The following is a 24,650-nucleotide window of genomic DNA, read 5'->3' as shown; positions in this document are numbered from 1 at the left end:
AAGGCCTGTCCGTTGGATCACCCGACCTCGGCCAGGCGCGCGACATAGCGGGCCAGCGTATCGATCTCGAGATTGACCGCATCACCGACCGCGACATCGCCCCATGTGGTCACCTCTTTGGTGTGGGGAATGAAATTGATGCCAAACACGTCCCTCTGCACCTCATTCACGGTCAGGGACGTCCCGTTCAGGGCAACCGACCCTTTGGGTGCGATAAACCGGGACAGCGCAGCGGGCGCGCGCAACTGCACGCGGGTGCTGTCGCCCTCATCCACAACCGAGATCACCTCGGCCACGCCGTCCACATGGCCCGATACGATATGGCCGCCCAATTCGTCACCAACCCGCAGCGCGCGTTCAAGGTTCACGCGCTTACCCGGCACCCAAGCCGATAGGTTGGTCTTGGACACCGTCTCGGCGCTGACCTGCACGTCATACCAGTCCGGGCCGAGGTCAACGACCGTCAGACACACCCCATCCGACGCAATAGACGCGCCCATGTCGATGTGGCCCGTGTCATAGGCCGTCTCGATGCGCACCCGCAGATCGCCTTCCTGATGCAGCTCTGAGATGGTGCCGATATCGGTGATAATGCCTGTGAACATTGCAGTCCCTCATGTTACGCCACTGGACCTAGCCGTGCCGCTGCGTCAGGGCAAGGGCCACACCCATTGAGAATTTTCACAATCCGGGCCATAAAAATGCCCCACTCAGGTGTTCACCTTATACAAAGTTATACCGCCTAAGCAGGATCACGATGACCCTCGCCGCCCCGACACCCCGGGTTTTCCTGTTTCTTCAGGGCCCGCACGGACCCTTCTTTCACCGGCTTGGCACGATGCTGCGCCGGGCGGGGGCAGTTGTGTGGCGGGTCGGGTTCAACGCAGGCGACCGGGCGTTCTGGTTTCACCCCCGCAGCTATATTCCGTTTCGGGGCACGGCCGCCATATGGCCAGAGACCTTCGCACAGCTCGTGACAGAAAAGGGTGTCACCGACATCGTTCTCTACGGTGATGTACGGCCCATCCACGCCCAGGCCGTGGCCGAAGCCGAACGGCGCGGCATCGCGGTCCATGTGTTCGAGGAAGGGTACATGCGCCCCTACTGGGTCACTTATGAACGCGGCGGGTCCAACGGCAATTCCAAGCTGATGGAGATGAGTGTGCCACAGATGCAGGCCGCACTTGCGTTGTCGGATATGGAAGCACCATTGCCACCGGGCCACTGGGGCGACATGCGCCAGCATGTATTTTACGGGGCGCTTTATCATTGGTTCGTGATGTTTAGGAATGGCGATTACCGCAATTTCCAGCCCCATCGCGCCCTGACAGTGGCCAAGGAATTCCAGCTCTACCTCAAGCGGCTGCTGCTCATGCCGCTTCACACGCTTGACCGGGTGCAGGCGACCTTGCGCATCCGCTATGGCGGCTTTCCCTATCATCTGGCGCTTTTGCAACTCGAACATGACAGCAGCTTTCAGGAACATTCCCCTTTCGGGACGATGACCGACTTTCTGGAACTGGTCATTGACGGCTTCGCCAAAGGGGCGCCCGGCCACCACCACCTCGTGATCAAGGCGCACCCACTCGAAGACGGGCGCACCCCGATCCGGCGGACCATCCGCAAATTGATGAAAGAACATGGGCTGCAAGGCCGGGTGCATTTCGTACGCGGTGGCAAACTGGCGCAATTGCTCAACGATGCGCGCAGCGCGGTGACCGTCAATTCGACCGCCGGTCAGCAAGTGCTTTGGCGGGGTATCCCGCTCAAGGTGTTCGGGCGCGCGGTCTTTGCCAAACCGGAATTTGTCAGTGACCAACCCCTGCCCGAATTTTTTGCAGGCGCCACCCGCCCCGACAGCCGCGCCTACAAGGACTACCGCCGCTACCTGCTCGAAACGAGCCAGTTGCCCGGCGGGTTCTACTCGGCCCGGGGAAGGCGGCAATTGCTGCGTCAGGTGGTCGATATGATGCTGTCAGGCGACGATCCTTACGATGCGCTCGCCTCGGGCACCGCGGCTCCAAGGCAACAGTTGCGGTTGGTAACCTGATGACCACTACCCCTATGGCTAGATTTTAGGACCACAACCCGGTACGTTAGCCCAAATAAGCACCTCGCAGAATGAGTGCGATACAAAAAGAATATGGTGCAGGTCAACCTGCATCCCGAGGCAGAACAAGAACAGGTCGAGGAGACCGAGCAGTGATTTTCCAATCATTCCGCTGGACGCGTGTGAGCGCGCTGTTGGCCCTTGTGGGCATCCTTTCCTCGTGCGGATTGCCGCAGATCGGGCCGAACAAGCGCCAGATCTATTCCGGCTCGGTCCAGCGCGAAGGTGATGCGTTCATCGTATCTGTCAACGATCAGGTGACAAGCGCCACGGCTGTAACACCTGCTTTGGGCTTTTCGGATGCGTTCAAGAATGCAGGGCTGATCGGGTCGGACACCATCCAGCCCGGCGACGTACTCGGCCTCACCATTTGGGAAAACGTGGACGATGGGCTGCTCGCAGGCGAAACCCAGAACTCAACCGTCCTCGAAGAAGTGCAGGTTGACGGTGCTGGCTTTATCTTTGTCCCTTATGCGGGCCGCATCCGGGCCTCTGGCAACACACCGGACGCGATCCGCCGCATCATCACCAACAAGCTCGAAGAGCAAACACCCGACCCGCAGGTGCAGGTGCGCCGCGTGGCAGGCGACGGCTCAACCGTGTCGTTGATCGGGTCCGTGGGGGCACAGGGCGTCTATGCCATCGAGCGTCCCACGCGGACCCTGTCGACCATGCTCGCCCGTGCTGGCGGTGTGACCATCGAACCCGAAATCGCCCAGGTGACTGTGATCCGGGGCGATATGCGCAGCCGCATCTGGTTTCAGGATCTTTATGACCACCCCGAACTCGATATCGCCCTGCGTGGCGGCGACCGGGTGCTGGTCGAAGAAGACACACGCGCCTTCACCGCCCTTGGTGCAACGGGCGGACAGGCCGTCGTTCCATTCGAAAGCCAGACGCTCAGCGCGCTTGAGGCACTGGCGCAGGTCGGCGGTTTGCAGACAAATGCGTCGGACCCCACGGGCATCTTTGTCTTTCGCAACGAACCTGCCGAGGTCGCCAATGCGGTGCTTGGCCGCGATGATCTGATCGGGGCGCAACGGCTGATCTATGTGCTTGACCTGACCCAACCCAACGGGATGTTTCAGGCACGTGATTTCGTCATTCGCGACGGGGACACTCTTTATGTAACCGAGGCCCCCTTCACGCAATTTGCGAAAATCATCACCTCGCTGACCACCCCCATCTCTGGCGTGAATTCGATCACCGGCAGTTTGACGGGTAACTGATCCGGCGGGCGCGTGACACAGACCTCCAATCCAACCGCCGGACCTGACAAGGCCCGGCGGCTTTACGTATATAACGGCGGTTTTCTGACCCAGAAGCGGGTGCGGCGCATCTTGGACCTTGCGGGATATGACATCTCGCTTGGGCGGCCGGGACCTGATGATCTGGTCGGGGTCTGGGGTAATTCCCCCACCGCCCATCGCGGTCTTGGCGTGGCAGAACGGCGCGCCGCACAGGTTTTGCGCGTTGAAGACGCGTTCCTGCGCTCACTCTTTCCCGGGCGCAGCGGCACCCCGCCTTTGGGGCTGCTGGTCGACCACAAGGGGGTCCATTTTGATCCCTCGCGCCCTTCCGACCTCGAAGAGCTGCTGGCCACCCACCCCCTTGACGACACCGCCCTGCTGAACCGGGCGCGCGGGGCCATCGCGCGGATGGCCGAGGCCCACCTGTCCAAGTACACCGGCTTTGACCCGGCCGCAGCCGTGCCGGATCCTGGCTATGTACTGGTGATTGACCAGACCGAAGGCGACGCCTCCGTCACCGCCTGCGGTGCGGATCGAAACCGCTTTCTTGAGATGTTGTTCGTCGCGCAGGAGGAACATCCCGGTGCGCAGATCCTGGTCAAGACACATCCCGAGACCGAACAGGGCTTTCGCAGTGGCTATTTTTCAGAGGCCGATTGCAATGGCCGCGTGCGCCTCTTCACCGATGCGGTGAGCCCGTGGACGCTGATGGAAGGTGCGATTGCGGTCTACACGGTGTCGTCGGGGTTGGGGTTCGAGGCGATCCTGGCAGGCCACAAGCCGCGTATCTTTGGTCAACCCTTCTATGCCGGATGGGGGCTGACATCAGATGAATTCCCTGTGCAGCGCCGCCAACGCAGCCTGACGCGCGCCCAGCTTTTTGCGGCCACGATGGAGCTTTACCCGACGTGGTATGATCCGCACCGCGATCAGCTTTGCGACCTGTCCACCGCGATCGAGGCGCTGGCCGCCGAAACCCGCGCTTGGCGTGCTGACCGTCATGGCTGGGTGGCAAGCGGCATGCGGATGTGGAAACGAAAGCCCTTGCAACAGGTATTCGGACAGCACATCCCGGTGATATTCGAGGATGATCCGGCCAGGGCGCGCGCCCATGACCGGCCGTGGATGGTTTGGGCGGGCAAGGCCGAAGTCGGCCATGAGAGCGCGGTGCGCATCGAAGACGGCTTCCTGCGCTCGCGCGGGTTGGGTGCCGAACTTGTGCCGCCCCTGTCGCTGGTCAGCGATGATCTGGGCATTTACTATGATCCGTCCCGTCCCAGCCGGCTGGAAAAGCTGATCCAATCGCGCCGGACACTGCGCCCCGATCAGGTGGCCCGCGCCGAGGCGCTGGTGCGCACGCTGACCCGCAAGGGCCTCAGCAAATATAACCTTGGGGGCGCGATGCCCACCCTGCCTGATGGGCCCAAAGTACTTGTGGTCGGTCAGGTCGAAGATGACGCCTCGATCCGCACAGGGGCCGGAGAGATTGCCACAAATACAGCCCTGCTGGATGCTGCACGCGCGGCCCATCCAGAGGCCACATTGATCTACAAACCCCACCCGGATGTTGAGGCTGGCCTGCGGGCCGGAGCCTTTGACGCACAGGCCGTCGCCGATATTGTCGCAGAGACGGCGGACATCACGGCCCTGCTTGAGGCGGTCGATACGGTCTGGACAATGACGTCCCTGACCGGGTTCGAGGCTTTGCTGCGCGGTGTGGATGTGGTCACCACAGGGGCACCGTTTTATGCAGGGTGGGGGCTGACAACGGATCGCGGGGCGGTGCCGCCACGGCGGCGCGAAGATATCAGCCTGATGGGTCTCGTACATGCCACATTGATCGACTATCCGCGCTATTTTGACCCCGTGACGGGCCAGCCCTGCCCGGTCGAAGTTGTGGTCGAACGCCTTGCGACAGGCACCCTGCCCCGCGCTGGCCTTGCCAATCGGCTTTTGTCAAAACTGCAAGGGATACTGGCCAGTCGGGCGCATCTGTGGCGCTAGGGGTTTTGGGTGCGGGTCCAGATGTGGCAGATATCGCCGCCGATCCTGGACACCGATTTCAGATCGAACCGCGCCGCCTCGCTCAACGTCCCAAGGCCAAGCGTGCCGATATTGGGCAACCCTTCGGCACCGATGGTCACACCGGCGGTAAACCCCACCAACTCGTCCACCAAATCCGTCTCGATAAGGGAGGCGGCCAACGCGCTGCCACCTTCGCAAAAGACGCGGGTCAGCCCATGCGTACCCAGATTTTGCAGGATATCATGCGGGTCCAACTGCGCACCGTGCGCCGCGCAAGGCAGCAAGGTCGCCCCCAGATCACGCCAAGTTTTTTGCAACATCATATCCGCGTCACGCCCATGACACAGCAGCACAGGCACCTCTTTGGCAGTGCGCGCCAGCGTGCCCATAAGCGGCAGATCAAGGCGGCGGGACACGACCACGCGGGCGGGTTGGAGCACATCCCCAAGACCGCGCACCGTCAGGGCCGGGTCATCGTGGCGCGCGGTGCCACCACCGACCATCACCGCATCATGACGCGCGCGCATGGCATGAACCGCGCGGCGGGCGTCACCGCCGGTGATCCACTTGCTTTCGCCCGTGGCCGTGGCGATGCGCCCATCAAAACTGCTGGCGAGTTTTAGTGTGACAAAGGGGCGCCCTTGTTCCGTCCGCAAGAAAAACCCGGCGTGATCGCGCATGGCGTCTTGGGTACAGACTCCGGTGTCGACCGTGATATCGGCAGCTTCCAACAGGGCCAGACCTGCGCCGCTGACACGGGGATCGCTGTCTTCGATTGCCACAACAACGCGCGCCACACCTGCTGCAACCAGCGCCTCGGCGCAGGGTGGTGTCTTGCCGTGATGAGAGCAGGGCTCAAGACTGACATAAACCGTCGCGCCCTTGGCGGCCTGTCCCGCCTGCGCAAGCGCTACGGTTTCAGCGTGCGGACGCCCACCCGGTTGGGTCCAGCCCCGCCCGACGATCCGCCCCCCCGAAACAACAACGCACCCAACCGATGGATTGGGTGCGGTCGTGCCCTGCCCACGCCGACCAAGGGCGAGAGCAAGGCGCATGAAACGGATGTCGTCGTCTGTGCTCACTCGTCCGAAGAGCTGTCGGGCCGCAATTCCTGAACGAATTTGTCGAAATCGTCCGCCGCCTGAAAGTTCTTGTAAACACTTGCAAAACGCACATAGGCAACGGTGTCGATGCGGTGCAGGGCCTCCATTACGATCTCACCGATGGTGGTTGACTGGATGTCGGTCTCACCCATGGATTCAAGGCGGCGCACAATGCCCGAGATCATCTGATCAATACGTTCGGGATCAATGGGACGTTTCTGCATCGAAATACGGATCGAGCGTTCGAGCTTGTCACGGTCAAAATCTTCACGCTTGCCATTGGATTTGATAACGACCAGATCGCGCAGCTGCACACGTTCATATGTGGTGAACCGGCCCCCGCATGCGGGACAGAACCGGCGGCGTCGGATCGATACGTGATCCTCGGCTGGTCGGCTGTCTTTTACCTGAGTGTCGATATTGCCGCAAAACGGACAGCGCATCGCGCATCCCCCTTCTTATATCCTGCCTGTCGTGGGGTTTCTCCCCCATTGGGCGAAACTATAGGGGTTTGTCTAGGTTTTGGGTAGAGGGGAAATGACACCGCTAGATAAGCGGTATCATTCGGCATGAACGGGTTACTTGCGCACCAATGTGTTGGGTGCGGTGCGCAGCTTGAGGTGGGGAAACTGGCGGCACAGCGCATAGGCGTGGGTCATCGTGAAAACGACACCTTCCCGGCGCACACCCAACGACAGCGACGAGGTGCCAGCGGCAGCGGCAGCCGGGTCGGTTGTGAAACGTACAGCCTTGCGCCCCGGACGGGTTTGCGAGGGGCCACGTGCCACTTCAACCGTGATATCACCGCCCCGTTCCCCGAGTACCTTACGCGCATAAATGCCCGCACCACACCAGAGCTGCGCATTGCCTGCGCCGTCCGCTTCGATAATTTCGAATGAATTTGAATCGATGGCTGCAGCAGGCAGGGTATAGCGTTGACGGATTGAATCCACCGCCAAAGCCAGCGAAGGCGTGGTCACAACGACGGCCAGCGCGACAACAAAGGTCCTTTTCAACATCGGACATCTCCTTTTGCCCACAAGAGATAGAGACTCTTGGACCCGATTGAAAATCACTTAACCGCCACGAGACTACGATACGCCGGTCAGCTGGTATGGAGCCGTCCTTTACGATACCGACTGATGGCCCGCCTTGTGACAGGCAGGGCTACAGCCGGTTCTCGCGGATTTTGATTTGCAGGCGCGGCGTACCGCGACATAGCGCGTAAGCATGCGCCATACTGAACACCTGCCCCGTGCGCCGTATCCCCTGGGACGTGGACGAAAAGGCACCCTCGACCGCTTGGGTGGTAAAGATCACGCTTTTGCGGCCGACAATCGCGCGGGAATTGTCCCGGCCAGCCTGAATATAGATGGACCCGCCACGCTGCCCCAGAAATTGACGTGTATAAATCCCGGCTGCACACCACATTTGCGTCCCCCCCGCCCCATCATTCTCGATCACCTCGAACGTGTTGGCATCAATGGGGAAAATCGGGATGTCGAACCGCTCTCGGCGCACCTCTTCCTGGGCGGCACCGAGGGTTGGAACGAAGATGGCAGCCCCAAGGGCGAGGGCAAGGATGGGACGAAACATGCGGTATCTCCTTTGACGACAAGATAGGGCTTATTTCATCAAATCCAATTGGAGCAATAGGGCCCGCCCGATCTAATTTCGGGGGGCGAGGACGCGCACCTTGATGAATTGCTCGCGCCGGGATTTGCACAGGGCATAGGCGTGCGCCATGCTGAAGCTCTGTCCGGCTGTACGGATCCCTTGCGAGGTGGACGACACCGCGCCTGCAACAGCCCTAGTGGTGAAAATCACACTTTTGCGGCCCGCATAAACCGCAGACGCCGCCCGCGGTGTCAACACGGTCAGATCGCCACCACGTTGGCGCAAATAGCCGCGGGTAAATTTGCCAGCCGCACACCACATCTGCGTGCCCCCGGCCCCGTCATTTTCGATCACTTCGAACGTGGTTGCATCAATGGGGCGAACCGGGATCACGATAATCTCTTTCAGGAAAAACGAATTTGCACCCACCCAACCCGGGGTCAGAACAGCAAAGACCACCGCAACAAGACGCAAGTATTTGAACATGACAGCACTCCGATCCACGCCATGGTATCGCATAGGCGGCGCTGCGCCAAATCAACGATATATCAACAATCCTGGGAAAGATGCGCGGCCACTTTGCGCAATTTGGGCGTGTCGCGGTGTTCGAACAGGTAGATGCCCTGCCATGTGCCCAGCATCATGCACCCGTCGCGCACCGGAATGGTGAGGCTGACCGGTAAAAGAGCCGCCTTGATATGGGCAGGCATGTCATCGGGGCCCTCATAGGTGTGGGTCAGATATGCCATCGCAGGATCGGTCGTGGGCGGCACGAGACGGGCAAAAAACGCGCGCAGGTCAGCCTGCACTTCGGGGTCTGCATTCTCCTGGATCAACAACGAACAGGAGGTGTGTTGCACAAACAGGGTCAGCAGGCCGTCGCCTTGCACCCATGCGGCGACATCGCGGGTGAACTCCGTCAGGCCCTGCCCCTGCGTGTGTATCTTGAAGGTGGTCTGCATAAGAAAAAGGGCCGCGTCACTGACACGGCCCTGATCCCTTACTGGTCGAGGAAGCTGCGCAGCTTGCGGCTGCGGCTTGGATGCTTGAGCTTGCGCAACGCCTTGGCCTCGATCTGACGAATCCGTTCGCGGGTCACGCTGAACTGCTGGCCAACCTCTTCGAGGGTATGGTCGGTGTTCATCCCGATGCCAAAGCGCATCCGCAACACACGTTCCTCACGCGGGGTGAGGGACGCCAAAACGCGGGTCGTCGTTTCCTTGAGGTTTTCCTGAATCGCGCTGTCGAGCGGCAGCACTGCATTCTTGTCCTCGATGAAATCACCGAGCTGGCTGTCTTCCTCGTCCCCGATGGGCGTTTCGAGGCTGATCGGCTCCTTGGCGATCTTCATCACCTTGCGCACCTTTTCCAAAGGCATTTGCAGCTTTTCTGCCAATTCTTCGGGGGTGGGTTCGCGACCAATCTCGTGCAGCATCTGGCGGCCTGTGCGCACCAGTTTGTTGATCGTTTCAATCATGTGCACAGGAATACGGATGGTGCGCGCCTGATCCGCGATGGACCGGGTGATCGCCTGACGGATCCACCACGTCGCATAGGTCGAGAACTTGTAGCCGCGCCGGTATTCGAACTTATCCACGGCCTTCATCAGGCCAATGTTGCCTTCCTGAATGAGGTCAAGGAACTGCAAACCGCGATTGGTATATTTCTTGGCGATCGAGATCACGAGGCGCAGGTTGGCCTCGACCATCTCTTTCTTGGCCTGGCGGGCTTCTTTTTCGCCCTTCTGGACCTGTTGCACGATGCGGCGGAATTCAGAGATGTCGAGGCCGACATATTGACCGACCTGCGCCATGTCGCTGCGCAACTCTTCGACCTTTTCGGCAGAGCGTTCGATGAACATCTGCCAGCCGCGACCCGTCTTGCCGCCCATTTCGTCCAGCCAGCCGGGATCAAGTTCGCGACCGCGATAGGAATCGACGAACTCCTTGCGGTTGATGCGGGCCTGATCGGCGAGTTTCACGATAGCTGAATCAATCTGCATGATCCGGCGGTTGATGCCGTAAAGCTGATCGATCAGCGCCTCGATCCGGTTGTTGTGCAGGTGCAGCGCGTTGACGAGTAACACAATCTCGGCGCGCAGCTTTTGATAGGTTTCCTCGTCCCCGGTCGAAAACGTGTTGTCCTCGTTCAGGGTCGCGGAAATCCGGCTGTCCTGCATTTCGCTGAGCATCGCGTAGTCGTTGGCGATCACATCTAGGGTCTCAAGCACTTGCGGCTTGAGCGCGGCCTCCATCGCGGCAAGCGACATGTTGGCCTGTTCGTCTTCGTCATCATCGTCGTCATTGGCGATGGGGTTGCCGTCCGCGTCCAGCTCGGGGCTGGCCTGCGACTTGTCCTCGGTCGAGGCGGCGGGGGCAGCATTCACGACGGGCTCGGAAACGCCTTCGCCCTCTTCGCCCATCTGGTCGCCGAATGTGGCCTCAAGGTCGATGACATCGCGCAGCAAAATCTCTTCGCTCAGGAGTTCGTCGCGCCAGATGGTGATGGCCTGAAAGGTCAGCGGGCTTTCGCACAGGCCCGCGATCATGGTGTTGCGGCCGGCCTCGATACGTTTGGCGATGGCAATCTCGCCCTCGCGACTCAGCAGCTCAACACTGCCCATCTCGCGCAGATACATCCGAACGGGATCGTCTGTACGGTCAAGTTTTTCCTGCCCCGTGGCCCCAAGCGTCAAATCACGCGTGCCTTCGGTGGCGACCACATCGGTCGAACCTTTCTGCTCTTCCTCTTCGGCCTCTTCGTCTTCGATGATGTTGATGCCCATTTCGGACAGCATCGACATCACGTCCTCGATCTGCTCTGAGCTGACCTGATCTGGGGGCAGCACGGTGTTGAGCTGATCGTAGGTGATATACCCCTTTTCACGGGCCTCACCGATCATCTTTTTGACAGCGGCCTGACTCATATCAAGCGAGTGCTCGGCGTCGTGATCGTCTGTCTTTGCGTCTTCGTTCGTGTCTTTAGCGGCCATACTGGGCTCCTTTACCGGGGCTCCTGAACGATTCGCTTGCCCGAATCGCTGCCAGAATCATTTCGTGCCTAGGGTGATTCGGCCACCCTCCTACACGCATTTTCCTAAGGAATCGCGGCCAAAACGCATCAGTGTCCCGGCTTTGAATACTTGATCTGCTCCATCAGGGCGGCAAACGCATCCCGTTCGCTGCGACTGATTCGGGCACCGTTATGCCCCGTGTCGTATTCTGCGGTGTCCTCTTTCCCGCTGCGTGTCGCATTTTCCGCCGCAGCGGCGGCCTGGCTCAGCCGCCAGGTCACCCCTTCATCTGCAACGCCTTCCAGATCCTGCATCGCATCTGCAATCTCTGCATTCAGTCCTTTGGCCGCGCTGAGTTTCGCAAGCTCCTCGGCCACGGTCATACGGGCGAGGTCAGCATTGCCGGGTGTGCGGATACACGGGACAATTGCCAAATGGCGCGATGACAGCATATTATCAAGGGTATCGGGGCCCAGTGCGCCAAATATCTTTTCACGCAACACCTCCGCGCCCTCATGCGCGTGGCGCAGAATCAGGTCGCGCAAGATACCGTGATCCGGGTCGGCGCAGACCAGTGTCTCAAGCCCGCTTTCGAATTCATCCGCCACTTCGGGGGTGCAGATCAGGGCCGCAAGAATTTTCGCCTCGGCCAGATATTCCGTGACCTGTTCGCCGCCCGAGACAAGTGCGGAGGATTTGGTGCTGGGCATCGCGGGTTGCGGCGCGTTCTTCCATCCACGTCCCCCATTTCGCCCCGGCACAAAAGCGGGGCGTTGCGGGCGAAACAAGGCCCACCGCAAGTCCTTGATTTCCTGACCGTAATGCTGCCGGATTGACGGATCCGCAATCAGTTTGATCTTGTCGCGCAACGCCTTGTCGAGCGCTGCTTTGCGTTCGGGGCTGTCGAAATTGCGTCCTTCGGTCTCACGCTGCCAGAGCAGTTTGACCATGGGCATGGCCTCATCCAGCAGCTTTTGCAGCGCCCCTGCCCCTTGGGATTTCAGCAGATCATCCGGGTCCTGCCCCTCGGGCATCAACGCAAAGCGCAAGGATTTCCCGGCCTCAAGCGCAGGCAGTGCCAGATCGATCAACCGCATGGCCGCGCGCAGGCCCGCCTTGTCACCATCCAGTGCGATGATCGGCTCGTCCGCGATACGCCACAGCATGGCGAGTTGGTGTTCGGTGACCGCCGTGCCCAAAGGCGCTACCGCCGCACCGAACCCGTGTTCGGCCAGCGCGATCACGTCCATATACCCCTCGGCCACGATCAACGGCTGGCCCTTGCCGGCAGCGGTCCGTGCCGGCCCGTGGTTGTAGAGACTGCGGCCCTTGTCGAACAACTCGGTCTCGGGCGAGTTCAGGTATTTCGCATTGTCATTCGGGTCCATCGCGCGACCGCCAAAGGCCGTGCAGCGTCCGCGCGCATCGCGGATCGGGAACATGATGCGCCCGCGGAACGTATCATAGGGTTTGCCGCCCTTCTGGCTGGGTTTGGCGAGCCCCACGCCAAGGATCAGATCATCCTCGACCCCCTTGGCCTTGAGCACATCCCAAAGGCCCTGCCACGCATCGGGGGCAAAGCCGATCTCCCACCGGTCCTGAGCAGCCGCATCAAGGCCGCGCCGCTCAAGATAGGCGCGTGCATCCGCAGCCACTCCGGTTTTGAGTTGCAGGCGAAAATGCTGAACTGCCATTTCCATGACGTCCGCAAGCAAGGTGCGCTGATCTGCCTTTTCCTGCGCACGCGGGTCGCGTTCGGGCATCGGCATGCCCGCCTCACCGGCCAAAATCTCGACCGCTTCCATGAAGCCGACATTCTCGGTCTCGCGCACGAAGCTGATAGCGTCACCCTTGGCATGACACCCAAAGCAATAGTAATAGCCCTTGCGATCATCGACATGAAAGCTGGCCGTCTTTTCGTGATGAAACGGGCACGGGGACCAAAGATCCCCCTTGCCCTGATTGGACTTGCGCGCATCCCAGGTGACCTTGCGCCCCACCACCTGCCCGATTGACAGGCGCGTGCGCAATTCGTCCAGAAATCCAGGGGGCAGGCTCATCCCTTTAATATTGGTGCGCGAGCGGTCAGAGTCGAGTCCCGACTATTGCTGCAAACACAGCTCGCTCCAGGCAGCACCCAGATCTTCGTTGCGGATGATCTTGCGCTTTTGCTCGTAGACCCAAGGGGTGATCAGGGGGATCACGTTATTATACTTTTCGGGCCATGCGGGCGATTGTGCCAGCACATGCTCGGGCACGTCGCGTTCGGCGATCCGCTCAAGCCGGGCCTGCTGAACAGCTGCAACCACATCGGATTGATAGCCGCAGCTCACCACTTTTTCGTCAACCTCAGGGGTTTCGGCCGTGTCTTGCGCCAGCGCAGGCAGCGCGAGGATCAGGGCAAACAGGGTCACAAACAAGCGGGTCATGGCAGGCTCCGGTCAGATACGAGAATCATGGCGCCTCTTTTAGCGCCGTGTGGCCACGCTTGCCATGGCTCTCTCCAGATCGTGACGCAAAGTGCCCGCCATCGAGCGGAACACAAGGATCAGGAACGTCTCGGCTCCGGTGCGTGTGACCGAGCCGTTCATATGCTGCACTTGGGTGCGCGCAGTATGGTTACGCTTGAAAGTCGCAGCACTCAGGTCCACCGGGATCAGCCGGGCCAGAACATCCTCGACATCTGCGCCCGAGAGTTCAACCGCGCTCCACCCGTCGCTTTGATCGGTCAGGGCGGCATGCTGCGCCATACGCGCATCCACCCGTGGTCCGGCCAGCAGGACCATATCGCGCCCAAACCAGATAGCGCGCGCGCCCTCCTTGCCCGTCGCCCGGTTCGGTGCGGGCCATGCGATCCCGTGGGCTTCCTTGAGGGCGGCTCCCGCCGCTTTGCCCAGCCCTTTGAAGGGCGCGATTGAGGTCAGCGCACCAAGGTCCACCTCGCGCATCGTCACGCTGCCGTGGGTTACGGGCCCGACCCCATCAAGCGGTGTCTTTGCAGTCAACTCAGCCACGGGTGCGTTCCCCTTCTGGGTCAAAGAACACCGGATCACACAACGCCACCCGTGTTTGGATGCCCCGCAAATGATCCACCATATTCAGCGTTTCACCATGCCGGCTCAGCCCGTCACGCACAAAGCCCAGACCCATGTAGTGCCCAAGCGTCGGCGAGAATGCGACCGAGGTGACATAGCCTTGATCATGTTCGCTCACGGCCTCTTCGCCATCTGAATAGATATGGGCACCAGCCGTCAGCTGTTTGACGGGACCAACAGGTTTCAGACCCACCAGCTGCTCCAACCCCTCGGCATTCAGCCCCGGTCGGGCGGCCATGGTCTTGCCGATGAAATCCTTTTTCCGGGACAACATCCGGCCCATCCCGATATCCTGCGCCGTGACGCGGCCATGGATTTCGGCATGTGTGATGAACCCCTTTTCGATGCGCAGCACATTCAACGCCTCCATCCCGTAAGCCCCACCCCCTGCACCCTCGGCGCGGGCAACCAAGAGGCGGAACAGGCTGTCCCCATAGCGGGACGGTACCGCAATCTCATAGGCATGCTCGCCCGAGAACGAGATGCGGAACAAGCGCCCCCGCACGCCCTGCACCAACACCTCACCGCAGGCCATGAAAGGCCATGCGTCATTGTCGATGGGCGTATCAAGCAAGCCGTTCAACAGATCGCGCGCCTTTGGTCCGGCCACGGCAAATTGCGCCCATTGTTCGGTGACGGACATGATCCGCACGTCCCAGTCGGGGCGCAGCACCTGGGTCACAAACTCCAGATGGCGCATGACCTGCCCCGCGGCGGCTGTGGTTGTCGTCATCACATAGTGGTTGGGGCCAAGACGCGCGGTGGTCCCGTCATCCATCACGAACCCGTCCTCGCGCAGCATCAGCCCATAGCGCACGCGCCCTTCCTTGAGGGTCGAGAACATATTGGTGTAGACAAAGTCGAGCAGCTTGGCCGCGTCCGGGCCCTGAATGTCGATCTTGCCAAGGGTGGACACATCGCACACGCCCACCGCCTCGCGCACATAGCCGACCTCACGGTCGCAGGACTGACGCCATGTGGTCTCACCCGGTGCGGGAAAGTAAGAGGGGCGATACCACATCCCCGCCTCGATCATGGGCGCACCCGCCGCGATGGTGGCCGCGTGGCTGGTGGTCCTGCGTTCGGGCGCAAAGCCTTTGCCTTGCGCGCCAGCCCCGAAGGCCGCCAAAGCCACGGGGACAAAAGGCGGGCGGAATGTGGTGGTGCCGGTTTCCGGAATACCGCGGCCTGACGCATCCGCCAGTAGCGCCAGCGCGGTCACGTTGGAATTTTTGCCCTGATCCGTCGCCATCCCTTGGGTGGTGTAGCGTTTCATGTGCTCGACAGAGGTGAAATTCTCCCTGGCCGCTTGGCGCACGTCCTTCACGCTGACATCATTCTGAAAATCGAGCCAGGCACGCCCCTTGCCGGGTACGGCCCACAGCGGGGCCACACTGTAAGCAGTGTCATCGGCCACGGGCAGGTCCACGTCCGTAACTTTCATGTTGATCGCCTCAAGGCTCGCCTTGGCCGCCGCAACCCCCTGCGCCAGACAGGCGGCGGTCGAAAAGGCACCGTTGCAGGCACCAGCGGTCTCCATCCCCGGAATTGCGCCCGGAGTCGGGACAAAGCTGGCAATCTCCTCGTTCCATGTGGGACGCCCGTTCATGTGGCAGGTCATATGGACGGTCGGATTCCACCCGCCGGATACCGCCAGACAATCAGTCGCGATCTTTTGGGTGCCGGACCCGGTCTGCACCTCGATCCCCGTCAAACCCTTCCGCCCTGTCGAGCCTGTCACCATCGCGCCCGCAATCACACGGTAGTCGCCAAGCGCCCTGGACTCTGCGCGGCTGTCGATCACCGCTGCCACATCCACGCCCGCCTCCTGCAAATCCATCGCGGTGCGGTGGGCGTCGTCATTATTGGCGAACACGCTGATCGTCTTACCGGGGGCAACCCCCCAACGGTTGAGGTAGGCCCGCACTGCACCTGCGGCCATGATGCCGGGGCGGTCATTGTTCTGAAACGCGACATGACGCTCAATCGCACCTGCCGCCAGAACAGAGCGTTTGGCAACGATGCGCCAGAACGTCTGGCGCACGCCGCCCTTGGGCAGGCCGTCGATATGCTGGCTGACCCGCTCCAACGCGCCAAAGGTGCCGCCATCATGGGCACCCGTCACGGTGGTGCGGGTCATCAGGCGTACGTTGGGCATCTCGGCCAACTTCGCGACCATATCAGCCGCCCACTCCGCACCGGGCATGCCGTCCACATGCAACGTCTCGGCGTTCAGACGGCCTCCCATGCGGGCATCCTCATCCGCCAAGATCACATCAGCACCGGACTGCGCCGCAGCCCAAGCCGCCATCAGACCGGTCGGCCCTGCACCAATGACCAAAACGTCACAAAACGCATAGGCTTTCTCGTAGTGATCGCCATCCTTCGTCTCGGCCAACGCCCCCAGGCCCGCCGCACGCCGGATCGCAGGTTCATACACCTTCTCCCAGAACGCGCGGGGCCACATGAAGGTCTTGTAATAGAACCCGGCCCCCAGAAACGGGGCAGCAAGGTCATTGACGCTGAGCAGGTCAAAGGCGAGCGACGGCCACGCATTCTGGCTGCGCGCCTCCAACCCGGCATAGAGTTCCTGAACGGTCGCCCGAACATTGGGGTCGCGCGCGCCGCCCTTGCCAGTGGTGACAAGCGCATTGGGCTCTTCGGATCCGGCCGTCAGAATGCCGCGGGGACGGTGATACTTGAACGACCGCCCCACCAGACGCACGTCATTGGCAAGCAACGCCGAGGCCAACGTGTCGCCCTCAAATCCGGAATAGCTCTGCCCGTCAAATCGAAACGACAGCGGACGCGTCCGGTCAACAAGGCCCTTGCCATCAACCCTCATCGCGCCACCTCTGCGGCCAGTTTGGCACTCTTCACCTCATGGGTGACCGTGTTGCGCACAACCTTCAGCCAGGCACCGCACCCGGCATCGTGGCTCCATAGCTCCTCAATATCCCCGGCGGGGTTCTCACGCACATGCAGATAGTGATCCCACACCTCAACATCCGCATCCGGAGCGGGACGATCCAGCATCACCGCCGCACCCTGATAGTAAAACTCACGCACGTCCCGCGCGCCACACATCGGACAAGGCAGTCGCATCAGACCTCTCCCCGGGGCGTGATCCCCTGCTTCATCTTGCCAAAAAAACTCCCGCCGGAGGCATCCAACATCCGAGTATCCCCTAGTGCAGATTGTGTTGCGAGCCGGTCGACTCTTCGTCCATGATACCTGCGCCCGTGCGGAACCGGTCGAGACGATGGCGCACGGTGGTCGGGTGTGGCGCTCCGGTGGCCAGCAGATGGGCAAAGGTATGCCCAGACGCCGGGGTCGCCTTGAAGCCGCCATAGCACCAGCCGGTGTTGACGTACAAACCCTCGATATCGGTCTTGTCCATGATGAAGGACCCATCGGGCGACATGTCCATGATGCCACCCCAACTGCGCAACACGCGGGCCTTGCCAATCCGGGGCATCAGGGTCATGGCCGCCTCGGCGACATGTTCGACCAGAGGCAGGTTCCCGCGCGCCGCATAGCTGGAATACATATCCAGATCACCGCCGAACACGAGGCCCCCCTTGTCGGACTGGCTGATGTAAAAGTGGCCCATGCCATAGGTCACAACATGGTCCAGACAAGGCTTGAGGCCCTCGGTCACAAAGGCTTGCAGGACATGGCTCTCGATGGGCAAGCGCATGCCCGCCATCGCCGCGACCTGAGACGACCGGCCCGCGGCGACCATGCCCACCTTCTTGGCACGGATCGGACCGCGGGTGGTCTGCACACCCTTTACGACGCCGCCCTCAACATCGATACCCGTCACCTCACATTGCTGGATCAGATCGACACCATGATCGCTGGCCGACCGGGCAAAGCCCCACGCCACTGCATCATGGCGGGCCGTGCCGCCACGGCGATGGTACAGCCCGCCATAGATAGGAAACCGGGTCTGGTCGAAATCAATCATTGGCAGCAGCTTGCGCACGCCATTCGTGTCCAGCATCTCGGCGTCATCACCACGACCCACCATCATATTGCCACGGCGCACAAAGGCGTCCCGCTGACCGTCCGAATGGACCAGATTGATGATGCCACGTTGGGAATGCATCACGTTATAATTCAGGTCTTCTTCCAGGCCTTCCCACAGCTTGAGGGAATGGGAATAGAACTCGGAATTGCCAGGCAGCATGTAATTGGCGCGCACGATGGTGGTGTTGCGGCCCACATTGCCGCCACCAAGATAGCCTTTCTCAAGCACCGCCACATTCCGCAGCCCGTGCACTTTCGCCAGATAGTGCGCTGTGGCCAACCCATGCCCACCGCCGCCGATCAGGATGATATCGTATTCGGACTTCGGCTCGGGGTTACGCCAATGCGGGCCCCATCCCTTGTTCCCGGTCAGCCCTTCCTTGAGAACCTTCAGCCCTGAAAAGCGCATGCGCACCCTCGCCCCCATAACCATCGGCGTCATTGGCTTTACACCATCAACATCTGTTCTGATGTATCAAGCCCCCAACCCGACACCACATCACTTTTCGACACCGACCGGTCTGGCAGCGACCGATCAGCACAAAGTGAGGGGGTGGGGACTGTCCTGCCCATGGATTTTGCGGTTGAATTGTCAAATTGGAAAACGAGGCCCCGCCATGCTGCTCAAGATCTTGCGTACCGCCGCCCTGTCGCTTTGCCTGCCCGTGCTGGTCAATGCGCAAGACGCGGGCTTTGACTCCCCCTCCATCGTGATCCTGGGCGACAGCCAAATTCCGTTTGGATCGGGGCCGGTGTTCCTCGAGTTCTTCGAAAATATCAAAACACATTGCCCCCCAACGCCTGCGCAGGCGCAAAACCTTGAGGTGCTGGCGGACATGAAAGTGGCGGTAATCGGGGTGCGCTCCACCTCACTGCACTCCTGGACGGCGCGGATGGGTCGGGCCAAGGGCGCAATCTGCGACGTCGACCCCAAATGGAAGGTGAATGCAGGCACCTACGGGTTCATCAACACCACGGGCAACAAGTACAAACAAATCGGACAGGGGGACGCCTACCAGTTCTGCAAAATGGACAAGTCGGCGTTTGAGACGATGTTCCGGCCGGATTATTACAACCCCAAACTGATTTTGCTGTCCTTCCTCGGCAATTCAGCCAAGCGGTGGGCAGAGGACTATGAAACGGCTCGCGAGGACGTCGAAAAGATGAACGCTCAACTGCCCGCTGGCACGGCCTGCATCTTTATGACAACCGCGCCAAGCTACTCCAAGAAGATCACCGATCTCAGGATCAAAGCGCAGGCCAATGTCAAACGGGCCTTTGCCGAAACCGGCAGTTCATGCAGCTTTGTTGAAGGGGCGACCCCGGAAACGGTCGCGGCCAATCAAGGAAACAAGCATTACTTTCGCGTCAATTCCGCAGGCAAGGTCAAGGACCCCTACCACCCGAATACAAAAGCGGCCAAGGCGTTCTTTATGATCGAAATGGACGACATCTGCACGGCTGTTTATGACCAGATCGGTGCGGCGATGCCCGAGGGATAACCCCCGTCCCCGTTCAAAGCCCCCCGCCAGATGCAAAGATGCCACTGCAATACGTCGCGCAGCGCGTCAGCGCCCCGGTTTCCTACTGCTGCCTCAAATGGCAGGCTGGCCCGTCAACGGGCCAGCCCGGTCGGTCAGAGACCTTTGGCGCGGTAGCTGTCAGCAACCTTGCCGATGGACACCAGATAGGCCGCAGTGCGCAAATCATCGACATCGCCACGCTCGTGCCAGACGGATGCCATGGACTGATAGGCCGTGCGCATCGTGTCATCCAGACCCGAGCGGACCAGTTCCAATTCACCCGCGCCGCGCAAATACTTGCTTTTGAAGTCAGGCGTAATGCTCCACGCATCCCCCAAATGATGGCTCAGCCGTTCCAGCTCATCCACGACCAGTTGGTGGCGCGCCTCTTCCTGACGGCGCTGCATACGACCAAAGCGGATGTGGCTGAGGTTCTTGACCCATTCGAAATAGGACACCGTGACCCCACCGGCATTGGCATACATATCAGGAATGATGACGCAGCCCTTTTCGCGCAGGATCATGTCAGCGCCAGCGGTCACGGGGCCATTGGCGGCCTCGATGATCAGCGGGGCCTTGATGCGCGGCGCATTTGACTGGTTGATGACGCCCTCGAGTGCTGCGGGGATCAGGATATCGCAATCCATCTCCAGCACGGATGAGCCATTTTCCACATGGGTCCCTTCCGGACAGCTGCTCACCCCGCCATGGCCTGCGATCCAGTTGCGCACCGCTTCGACATCCAGCCCCTTGGGGTCCGTCAGTGCGCCATCGCGCTCGATGATACCGACAACCTTGCAGCCATCCTCTTCGGACAGGAACTTGGCGGCGTGATACCCCACATTGCCAAGGCCCTGCACAACCACGGACTTGCCATCAAGCGTGCCTGACATGCCCGCCTTGGCGACGCCCTCATCATCCCGGAAGAATTCGCGCAGCGCGTATTGAACGCCGCGGCCGGTCGCCTCGGTGCGCCCCTGGATACCACCTGCATTGGTCGGTTTCCCGGTCACGCAGGCGACACCATTGATGTCGGTGGTGTTCATACGTTTGTACTGATCCGCAATCCACGCCATCTCGCGCTCGCCCGTGCCCATATCGGGGGCTGGCACGTTCTGGGCCGGGTTGATCATATCGCGTTTGATCAGCTCATAGGCAAAGCGGCGCGTGATCAGCTCCAGCTCGTGATCGTCATATTCACGCGGATCAATACACAAGCCCCCCTTGGACCCACCAAACGGGGCCTCAACCAATGCGCACTTGTACGTCATCAGCGCCGCAAGGGCCTCGACCTCGTCCTGATTGACGCCGAGCGCAAAGCGGATCCCCCCCTTGACCGGTTCCATATGTTCGGAATGGACCGAGCGATATCCGGTAAAGGTCTGGATCTGGCCGCGCAGGCGCACACCGAACCGGACGGTATAGGTAGCATTACATACCCTGATCTTTTCTTCGAGCCCGGGGGGCAGGTCCATCAGCGCCACCGCGCGATTGAACATGATATCCACACTCTCGCGGAAGCTCGGTTCATTTGGGGTGCTCATCCAGGTCTCCTTTATACAGTTCGACTCGCCTGTGGGGGCAGTCTGTGGACCCAGCCTATGACGGTTCCGTTAATGGGTGCGACTTTTTTGTGCAGATTGAGAAAATAGGTGCCAAGACCACTTTTGATTAACAAATCGTAAACAGTCCCGGCCCCAGTGCAGGATTGATCAAGACAGGTCCATAAACTCCACAGAGGTTTCCCTGTTTTGCCCGATTTCGAACACAATGCCCCTGCACACCAATCATCGGACGAAAAGGCCATACGGGTCAGACTGCGATAGAAAGCAAGGTGTAACATGTCAACGAACTGGACATTGAAATCGCTCTCGAAAGCGGCGCTGAAAAGCAGCGTCAGCTCCTTCGTGCGCAACGAAGCGGGATCGATGACATATTTCGGCCTGGGCATTATTATGATGATGTTGCTGGTGGGGGGTATCGGGGTCGACTTGATGCGCAACGAGATGGAACGCACACGGGTGCAGGCCACCTTGGACCGTGCCGTGCTGGCCGCCGCTGACCTTGACCAGCCTCTGGATGCCAAGGCCGTTGTCGATGACTACATGGCGAAATCGGGTTTGGGGCACTACACCGTGTCCGTGAACCCCGACGCCTCTGTCCAGTACAAGGGCATCAACTACAAAACCGTCGTCGCGACCACAAACAACACTACGCCAACGCAGTTCATGCGGCTGGTGGGCGTATCTGAGTTGCCTGTGCCCGTCGCCAGTTCGGCTGAAGAACGGATTTCCAACGTCGAAATCTCGCTGATCCTCGACATCTCGGGGTCGATGGCGAACGACAGCAAAATTCAGAACATGCGGGCGGCTGGCAAGGCCTTCGTCGACGCGGTGATCAAAACCGAAACGCAAGACCTGATCTCGCTGTCGATTGTGCCCTATTCCGAGCACGTGAATATCGGCCCCAACATCTACAACAACCTCAACCGGTACCACTCTCACGGCTACTCCCATTGCGTCGAAGTGCCGGACGCCGAGTTTGGCAAGACCGCGTTGGATACCTCGATATGGTATCAACAAACGCAGCATTTCCAATGGAACTACTCGAACCGCTACACCGTCAAGGATACAGTGTGTCCACGATATTCCTACGAACGCATTCAAATGGTCAGTCAGAACAAGACGGCCCTCAAGAACCAGATTGAGGCATTGCAGCCGCGTGCGGGGACGGCGATCTATATGGGAATGAAATGGGGCGTTGCCCTGCTTGACCCTTCGATGCGGACAATTGTTGACAAAAACCAAGCGTCAACGGACCCGTTGAAAGGTCGCCCCGTGTCTTACGACGACGAGGAAACCCTGAAAACCATCGTTCTGATGACCGATGGGCAGAACAGTAATTCCAACCGGATTTCGAACTGGGCCTACAATTCCTACAGCGAACGCAAGCAATGGTCGCAACAGAACTTCGGTTGGTGGGAATACCACGTCTACGACAACTGGAACGGCGGCAAGGGACCGGCGGACTACCAATATATCACAAGCAGCCACGCAGATGACCTGCTGGAAGACATCTGTGACGCCGCCAAAGCCAAAGGCATCGTGATCTGGACCGTTGGGTTCGAAACCGAAACCCACGGCGGCCAGGTCATGGAAGACTGCGCGTCCTCTCCCAGCCACTATTTCGATGTGGAAGGCGTGGAGATCACCGAGGCCTTCGAAGCGATTGCCAAGCAGATCAACCAACTGAGGCTGACAAAATGATGCACACAGTCACAACATTCCTGCGCCGCTTCCGTCGCGAAGAGGATGGGCAGATGCTCGTGGAATTCGCCCTCGCGGTCCCATTGATCCTGACCTTGTTCCTCACCTCGGTTGAAATGGGCATCTACGCCATGCGCCAGAACTTTCTGGACCGTGGCCTCGATATGGCCATTCGCGATGTGCGGCTGAACACGGCCATCAACTACACACACGCTCAACTCAAGACGATGATCTGCGAGAATGCCGGGTTTCTGCCCGATTGCGACGACGCCCTGAAGCTTGAGATGACGCCAATCAATCCACGTTCGTTTGCGGGTTTCGGTGGTGTGGCAGACTGCATCGACGTCACCAAACCACTCAAGCCGTCACGAACGTTTGTGCATGGTGGCGAGCACCAGCTGATGATGATCCGTGCGTGCTATCTCTTTGATCCGATCTTTCCCACGACGGGCATGGGCTATGCCTTTACCCGCACCGAAGATGGCTCGGAGCGCGCCAAGATGCTTGCCCTCTCGGCCTTCGTGCAGGAGCCAAACTCATGATCCGTCTCTTCAAACACCTGCGTCGCTTTCGCGATGATGAACGCGGCAGCATCGCGGTGGAAACCGTCTTGATCATTCCTGCCCTGTTCTGGGCGTACCTGGCCATGTTCGCCACTTTCGACGCCTATCGCCAACATGCGGTGAACGTGAAGGCCGCCTATACGATCGGTGATATCATCTCGCGCGAAACCACGCCGCTGAACCCGGATTACCTGAACGGCACCCGCAAGCTGCTGGCCTATCTGACGGCCAACGACGAGAGCGACGTGGCCATTCGGATCACCAGCATCAAGTATAACGCGACCTATGACGAATACCGACGCCACTGGTCAAGAAAGCGGGGCTGGAAGGCGTCTCTGACGACCGAAGACGTCAACGAAATCGCGCACAGGCTGCCTGTCCTGCCGCACAACGAACATATCATGCTGGTCGAAACCTTCGTGAAATACGACCCGCCGTTCGATACCGGGCTGCAAGCGCGCGAGATCCACAATTCGGTCTTTACCCGTCCCCGCTATGCACCGCGGGTCTTGTGGAGCAGCGAATAGCTAGTCACCCGTGCGCTGCGCAATCATGGCCGAGATCATCTCGGCCATGAATTTCGCCTGATGACCGGGCGTCATGCCCCCGACCCCAATGCGCGATCCCATCCGCCACCACAGGCCCGGACGCCACGTGCGCGGGCCGGGTCGGGACAGACGCAACAGAAATCCGTTGGACGGCTTGAAGGCGAACATGCCCCGATCAATGGCCACGATATCCTCGACACGTGTCAGAATATCGCCATCACTGTCGCGCAGCGCCTCCATCGTCAGTTCCAGACGCACAGCCGTGGCGCGCCGCATCTGCTCGGCGATCCAGATCGACCCGCCGCCCAATACGAACAGGAATACCTGCCAGCCGATATCGGGCGGGCGCACGATGGCGACGTAAATCACCATCAACGACAATATATAAAGCGACCCGATCCCGAGGATGCGGCGGCCCGGTGAGGCGGCGATGGTCGCGATGACCTGATCTGGCTCTGTATTCTCTGGCAGCATGTCGCGCTCCTAGCCCGCCCCCCGCCCGCTC

Annotated in this window: 24 protein-coding genes; 7 read left to right on the top strand and 17 right to left on the bottom strand. The window is 60.2% G+C overall.

The window, feature by feature from the left end:
• Nucleotides 1–17: 17 nt before the first annotated feature.
• A complete protein-coding gene (locus Q0859_RS13235) occupies nucleotides 18–605 on the bottom strand; it encodes a riboflavin synthase (RefSeq protein WP_299151893.1) in 588 nt (195 codons plus the stop codon).
• Nucleotides 606–757: 152 nt separating this feature from the next.
• Here Q0859_RS13235 and Q0859_RS13230 point away from each other — a divergent pair, with 152 nt between their 5' ends.
• The 3 genes from Q0859_RS13230 to Q0859_RS13220 all read left to right on the top strand — a co-directional run bounded on the left by Q0859_RS13230 (nucleotide 758) and on the right by Q0859_RS13220 (nucleotide 5,364).
• Nucleotides 758–2,050 (top strand): capsular biosynthesis protein, encoded by a 1,293-nt coding sequence (locus tag Q0859_RS13230; RefSeq protein WP_299151892.1) that lies wholly within the window; start codon nucleotides 758–760, stop codon nucleotides 2,048–2,050.
• Nucleotides 2,051–2,202: 152 nt separating this feature from the next.
• Nucleotides 2,203–3,339: a polysaccharide biosynthesis/export family protein gene (locus tag Q0859_RS13225; RefSeq protein ID WP_299151890.1), complete on the top strand. Its 1,137-nt coding sequence runs from the start codon at nucleotides 2,203–2,205 to the stop codon at nucleotides 3,337–3,339.
• Nucleotides 3,340–3,351: 12 nt separating this feature from the next.
• Entirely contained in the window at nucleotides 3,352–5,364 is a 2,013-nt protein-coding gene (locus Q0859_RS13220; RefSeq protein ID WP_299151889.1) for a capsular polysaccharide biosynthesis protein, read from the top strand.
• On the opposite strand, the gene ribD is transcribed toward Q0859_RS13220, so the two are convergent.
• The 14 genes from ribD to Q0859_RS13150 all read right to left on the bottom strand — a co-directional run bounded on the left by ribD (nucleotide 5,361) and on the right by Q0859_RS13150 (nucleotide 18,818).
• On the bottom strand, nucleotides 5,361–6,467 hold the full coding sequence (ribD, locus tag Q0859_RS13215; RefSeq protein ID WP_366523202.1) for a bifunctional diaminohydroxyphosphoribosylaminopyrimidine deaminase/5-amino-6-(5-phosphoribosylamino)uracil reductase RibD: 1,107 nt from the start codon (nucleotides 6,465–6,467) through the stop codon (nucleotides 5,361–5,363). The two genes, Q0859_RS13220 and ribD, sit on opposite strands and share 4 nt — an antisense overlap.
• Nucleotides 6,464–6,931, bottom strand: a complete 468-nt coding sequence (gene nrdR / locus Q0859_RS13210) for a transcriptional regulator NrdR (RefSeq protein WP_299151887.1) — start codon at nucleotides 6,929–6,931, stop codon at nucleotides 6,464–6,466. Before nrdR ends, ribD begins: the two co-directional genes overlap by 4 nt.
• A 135-nt stretch (nucleotides 6,932–7,066) precedes the next feature.
• The gene (locus Q0859_RS13205) at nucleotides 7,067–7,507 is read right to left on the bottom strand and encodes a hypothetical protein (protein ID WP_299151885.1); all 441 of its coding nucleotides are present in this window, start codon (nucleotides 7,505–7,507) and stop codon (nucleotides 7,067–7,069) included.
• A gap of 148 nt (nucleotides 7,508–7,655) precedes the next feature.
• Nucleotides 7,656–8,084 carry a hypothetical protein gene (locus Q0859_RS13200; protein WP_299151884.1) on the bottom strand — a complete coding sequence of 143 codons (429 nt, stop codon included), beginning with the start codon at nucleotides 8,082–8,084 and terminating at the stop codon, nucleotides 7,656–7,658.
• Between the two features lie 72 nt (nucleotides 8,085–8,156).
• On the bottom strand, nucleotides 8,157–8,591 hold the full coding sequence (locus tag Q0859_RS13195) for a hypothetical protein (RefSeq protein WP_299151883.1): 435 nt from the start codon (nucleotides 8,589–8,591) through the stop codon (nucleotides 8,157–8,159).
• A 62-nt stretch (nucleotides 8,592–8,653) separates the two neighbouring features.
• On the bottom strand, nucleotides 8,654–9,067 hold the full coding sequence (locus Q0859_RS13190) for a secondary thiamine-phosphate synthase enzyme YjbQ (protein WP_299151881.1): 414 nt from the start codon (nucleotides 9,065–9,067) through the stop codon (nucleotides 8,654–8,656).
• Nucleotides 9,068–9,105: 38 nt separating this feature from the next.
• A complete protein-coding gene (rpoD, locus tag Q0859_RS13185) occupies nucleotides 9,106–11,097 on the bottom strand; it encodes an RNA polymerase sigma factor RpoD (protein ID WP_299151879.1) in 1,992 nt (663 codons plus the stop codon).
• A gap of 128 nt (nucleotides 11,098–11,225) precedes the next feature.
• On the bottom strand, nucleotides 11,226–13,178 hold the full coding sequence (gene dnaG, locus Q0859_RS13180) for a DNA primase (RefSeq protein ID WP_299151878.1): 1,953 nt from the start codon (nucleotides 13,176–13,178) through the stop codon (nucleotides 11,226–11,228).
• 42 nt (nucleotides 13,179–13,220) lie between these two features.
• Complete coding sequence (locus Q0859_RS13175) at nucleotides 13,221–13,547, bottom strand: hypothetical protein (protein ID WP_299151877.1); 327 nt, start codon at nucleotides 13,545–13,547, stop codon at nucleotides 13,221–13,223.
• A gap of 39 nt (nucleotides 13,548–13,586) precedes the next feature.
• On the bottom strand, nucleotides 13,587–14,132 hold the full coding sequence (locus Q0859_RS13170) for a sarcosine oxidase subunit gamma (protein ID WP_299151876.1): 546 nt from the start codon (nucleotides 14,130–14,132) through the stop codon (nucleotides 13,587–13,589).
• The gene (locus Q0859_RS13165) at nucleotides 14,125–17,058 is read right to left on the bottom strand and encodes a sarcosine oxidase subunit alpha family protein (RefSeq protein WP_299151875.1); all 2,934 of its coding nucleotides are present in this window, start codon (nucleotides 17,056–17,058) and stop codon (nucleotides 14,125–14,127) included. Before Q0859_RS13165 ends, Q0859_RS13170 begins: the two co-directional genes overlap by 8 nt.
• On the bottom strand, nucleotides 17,055–17,318 hold the full coding sequence (locus tag Q0859_RS13160) for a sarcosine oxidase subunit delta (RefSeq protein ID WP_299151873.1): 264 nt from the start codon (nucleotides 17,316–17,318) through the stop codon (nucleotides 17,055–17,057). Before Q0859_RS13160 ends, Q0859_RS13165 begins: the two co-directional genes overlap by 4 nt.
• A gap of 82 nt (nucleotides 17,319–17,400) precedes the next feature.
• The gene (locus tag Q0859_RS13155) at nucleotides 17,401–18,654 is read right to left on the bottom strand and encodes a sarcosine oxidase subunit beta family protein (protein ID WP_299152122.1); all 1,254 of its coding nucleotides are present in this window, start codon (nucleotides 18,652–18,654) and stop codon (nucleotides 17,401–17,403) included.
• A gap of 38 nt (nucleotides 18,655–18,692) precedes the next feature.
• The gene (locus Q0859_RS13150; RefSeq protein ID WP_299151872.1) at nucleotides 18,693–18,818 is read right to left on the bottom strand and encodes a hypothetical protein; all 126 of its coding nucleotides are present in this window, start codon (nucleotides 18,816–18,818) and stop codon (nucleotides 18,693–18,695) included.
• 44 nt (nucleotides 18,819–18,862) lie between these two features.
• Here Q0859_RS13150 and Q0859_RS13145 point away from each other — a divergent pair, with 44 nt between their 5' ends.
• Complete coding sequence (locus Q0859_RS13145; protein ID WP_299151870.1) at nucleotides 18,863–19,747, top strand: SGNH/GDSL hydrolase family protein; 885 nt, start codon at nucleotides 18,863–18,865, stop codon at nucleotides 19,745–19,747.
• Nucleotides 19,748–19,881: 134 nt separating this feature from the next.
• On the opposite strand, the gene Q0859_RS13140 is transcribed toward Q0859_RS13145, so the two are convergent.
• Nucleotides 19,882–21,312, bottom strand: coding sequence for a Glu/Leu/Phe/Val dehydrogenase (locus Q0859_RS13140; RefSeq protein ID WP_299151868.1), 1,431 nt, complete (start codon nucleotides 21,310–21,312; stop codon nucleotides 19,882–19,884).
• A 297-nt stretch (nucleotides 21,313–21,609) separates the two neighbouring features.
• Between Q0859_RS13140 and Q0859_RS13135 the strand changes: the two genes are divergently transcribed.
• Genes Q0859_RS13135 through Q0859_RS13125 form a run of 3 tightly spaced genes read left to right on the top strand, consistent with a single transcriptional unit; the run spans nucleotide 21,610 to nucleotide 24,124 of the window.
• Nucleotides 21,610–23,034 (top strand): TadE/TadG family type IV pilus assembly protein, encoded by a 1,425-nt coding sequence (locus Q0859_RS13135; RefSeq protein ID WP_299151865.1) that lies wholly within the window; start codon nucleotides 21,610–21,612, stop codon nucleotides 23,032–23,034.
• Complete coding sequence (locus tag Q0859_RS13130; RefSeq protein ID WP_299151864.1) at nucleotides 23,034–23,576, top strand: TadE/TadG family type IV pilus assembly protein; 543 nt, start codon at nucleotides 23,034–23,036, stop codon at nucleotides 23,574–23,576. Before Q0859_RS13135 ends, Q0859_RS13130 begins: the two co-directional genes overlap by 1 nt.
• Nucleotides 23,573–24,124, top strand: coding sequence for a TadE/TadG family type IV pilus assembly protein (locus Q0859_RS13125; protein WP_299151863.1), 552 nt, complete (start codon nucleotides 23,573–23,575; stop codon nucleotides 24,122–24,124). Before Q0859_RS13130 ends, Q0859_RS13125 begins: the two co-directional genes overlap by 4 nt.
• Here the strand turns inward: Q0859_RS13125 and Q0859_RS13120 are convergent, their stop codons facing one another.
• On the bottom strand, nucleotides 24,125–24,619 hold the full coding sequence (locus Q0859_RS13120; RefSeq protein ID WP_299151862.1) for a hypothetical protein: 495 nt from the start codon (nucleotides 24,617–24,619) through the stop codon (nucleotides 24,125–24,127).
• Between the last annotated feature and the right edge of the window lie 31 nt (nucleotides 24,620–24,650).

Source organism: uncultured Tateyamaria sp. (genome assembly GCF_947497045.1).
Taxonomy (GTDB): Bacteria; Pseudomonadota; Alphaproteobacteria; order Rhodobacterales; family Rhodobacteraceae; genus Tateyamaria.
Note: the sequence above shows the minus strand (reverse complement) of the source record. Positions and strands in the feature narration are given on the sequence as shown.

What these genes read in the sequence shown, in the direction of transcription:
- Q0859_RS13235 (WP_299151893.1), bottom strand. Translation starts at nt 605, where the DNA reads ATGTTCACAGGCATTATCACCGATATCGGCACCATCTCAGAGCTGCAT.
- Q0859_RS13230 (WP_299151892.1), top strand. Translation starts at nt 758, where the DNA reads ATGACCCTCGCCGCCCCGACACCCCGGGTTTTCCTGTTTCTTCAGGGC.
- nrdR (WP_299151887.1), bottom strand. Translation starts at nt 6,931, where the DNA reads ATGCGCTGTCCGTTTTGCGGCAATATCGACACTCAGGTAAAAGACAGC.
- Q0859_RS13205 (WP_299151885.1), bottom strand. Translation starts at nt 7,507, where the DNA reads ATGTTGAAAAGGACCTTTGTTGTCGCGCTGGCCGTCGTTGTGACCACG.
- Q0859_RS13200 (WP_299151884.1), bottom strand. Translation starts at nt 8,084, where the DNA reads ATGTTTCGTCCCATCCTTGCCCTCGCCCTTGGGGCTGCCATCTTCGTT.
- Q0859_RS13195 (WP_299151883.1), bottom strand. Translation starts at nt 8,591, where the DNA reads ATGTTCAAATACTTGCGTCTTGTTGCGGTGGTCTTTGCTGTTCTGACC.
- Q0859_RS13190 (WP_299151881.1), bottom strand. Translation starts at nt 9,067, where the DNA reads ATGCAGACCACCTTCAAGATACACACGCAGGGGCAGGGCCTGACGGAG.
- rpoD (WP_299151879.1), bottom strand. Translation starts at nt 11,097, where the DNA reads ATGGCCGCTAAAGACACGAACGAAGACGCAAAGACAGACGATCACGAC.
- dnaG (WP_299151878.1), bottom strand. Translation starts at nt 13,178, where the DNA reads ATGAGCCTGCCCCCTGGATTTCTGGACGAATTGCGCACGCGCCTGTCA.
- Q0859_RS13175 (WP_299151877.1), bottom strand. Translation starts at nt 13,547, where the DNA reads ATGACCCGCTTGTTTGTGACCCTGTTTGCCCTGATCCTCGCGCTGCCT.
- Q0859_RS13165 (WP_299151875.1), bottom strand. Translation starts at nt 17,058, where the DNA reads ATGAGGGTTGATGGCAAGGGCCTTGTTGACCGGACGCGTCCGCTGTCG.
- Q0859_RS13160 (WP_299151873.1), bottom strand. Translation starts at nt 17,318, where the DNA reads ATGCGACTGCCTTGTCCGATGTGTGGCGCGCGGGACGTGCGTGAGTTT.
- Q0859_RS13155 (WP_299152122.1), bottom strand. Translation starts at nt 18,654, where the DNA reads ATGCGCTTTTCAGGGCTGAAGGTTCTCAAGGAAGGGCTGACCGGGAAC.
- Q0859_RS13150 (WP_299151872.1), bottom strand. Translation starts at nt 18,818, where the DNA reads ATGGGCAGGACAGTCCCCACCCCCTCACTTTGTGCTGATCGGTCGCTG.
- Q0859_RS13145 (WP_299151870.1), top strand. Translation starts at nt 18,863, where the DNA reads ATGCTGCTCAAGATCTTGCGTACCGCCGCCCTGTCGCTTTGCCTGCCC.
- Q0859_RS13140 (WP_299151868.1), bottom strand. Translation starts at nt 21,312, where the DNA reads ATGAGCACCCCAAATGAACCGAGCTTCCGCGAGAGTGTGGATATCATG.
- Q0859_RS13135 (WP_299151865.1), top strand. Translation starts at nt 21,610, where the DNA reads ATGTCAACGAACTGGACATTGAAATCGCTCTCGAAAGCGGCGCTGAAA.
- Q0859_RS13130 (WP_299151864.1), top strand. Translation starts at nt 23,034, where the DNA reads ATGCACACAGTCACAACATTCCTGCGCCGCTTCCGTCGCGAAGAGGAT.
- Q0859_RS13125 (WP_299151863.1), top strand. Translation starts at nt 23,573, where the DNA reads ATGATCCGTCTCTTCAAACACCTGCGTCGCTTTCGCGATGATGAACGC.
- Q0859_RS13120 (WP_299151862.1), bottom strand. Translation starts at nt 24,619, where the DNA reads ATGCTGCCAGAGAATACAGAGCCAGATCAGGTCATCGCGACCATCGCC.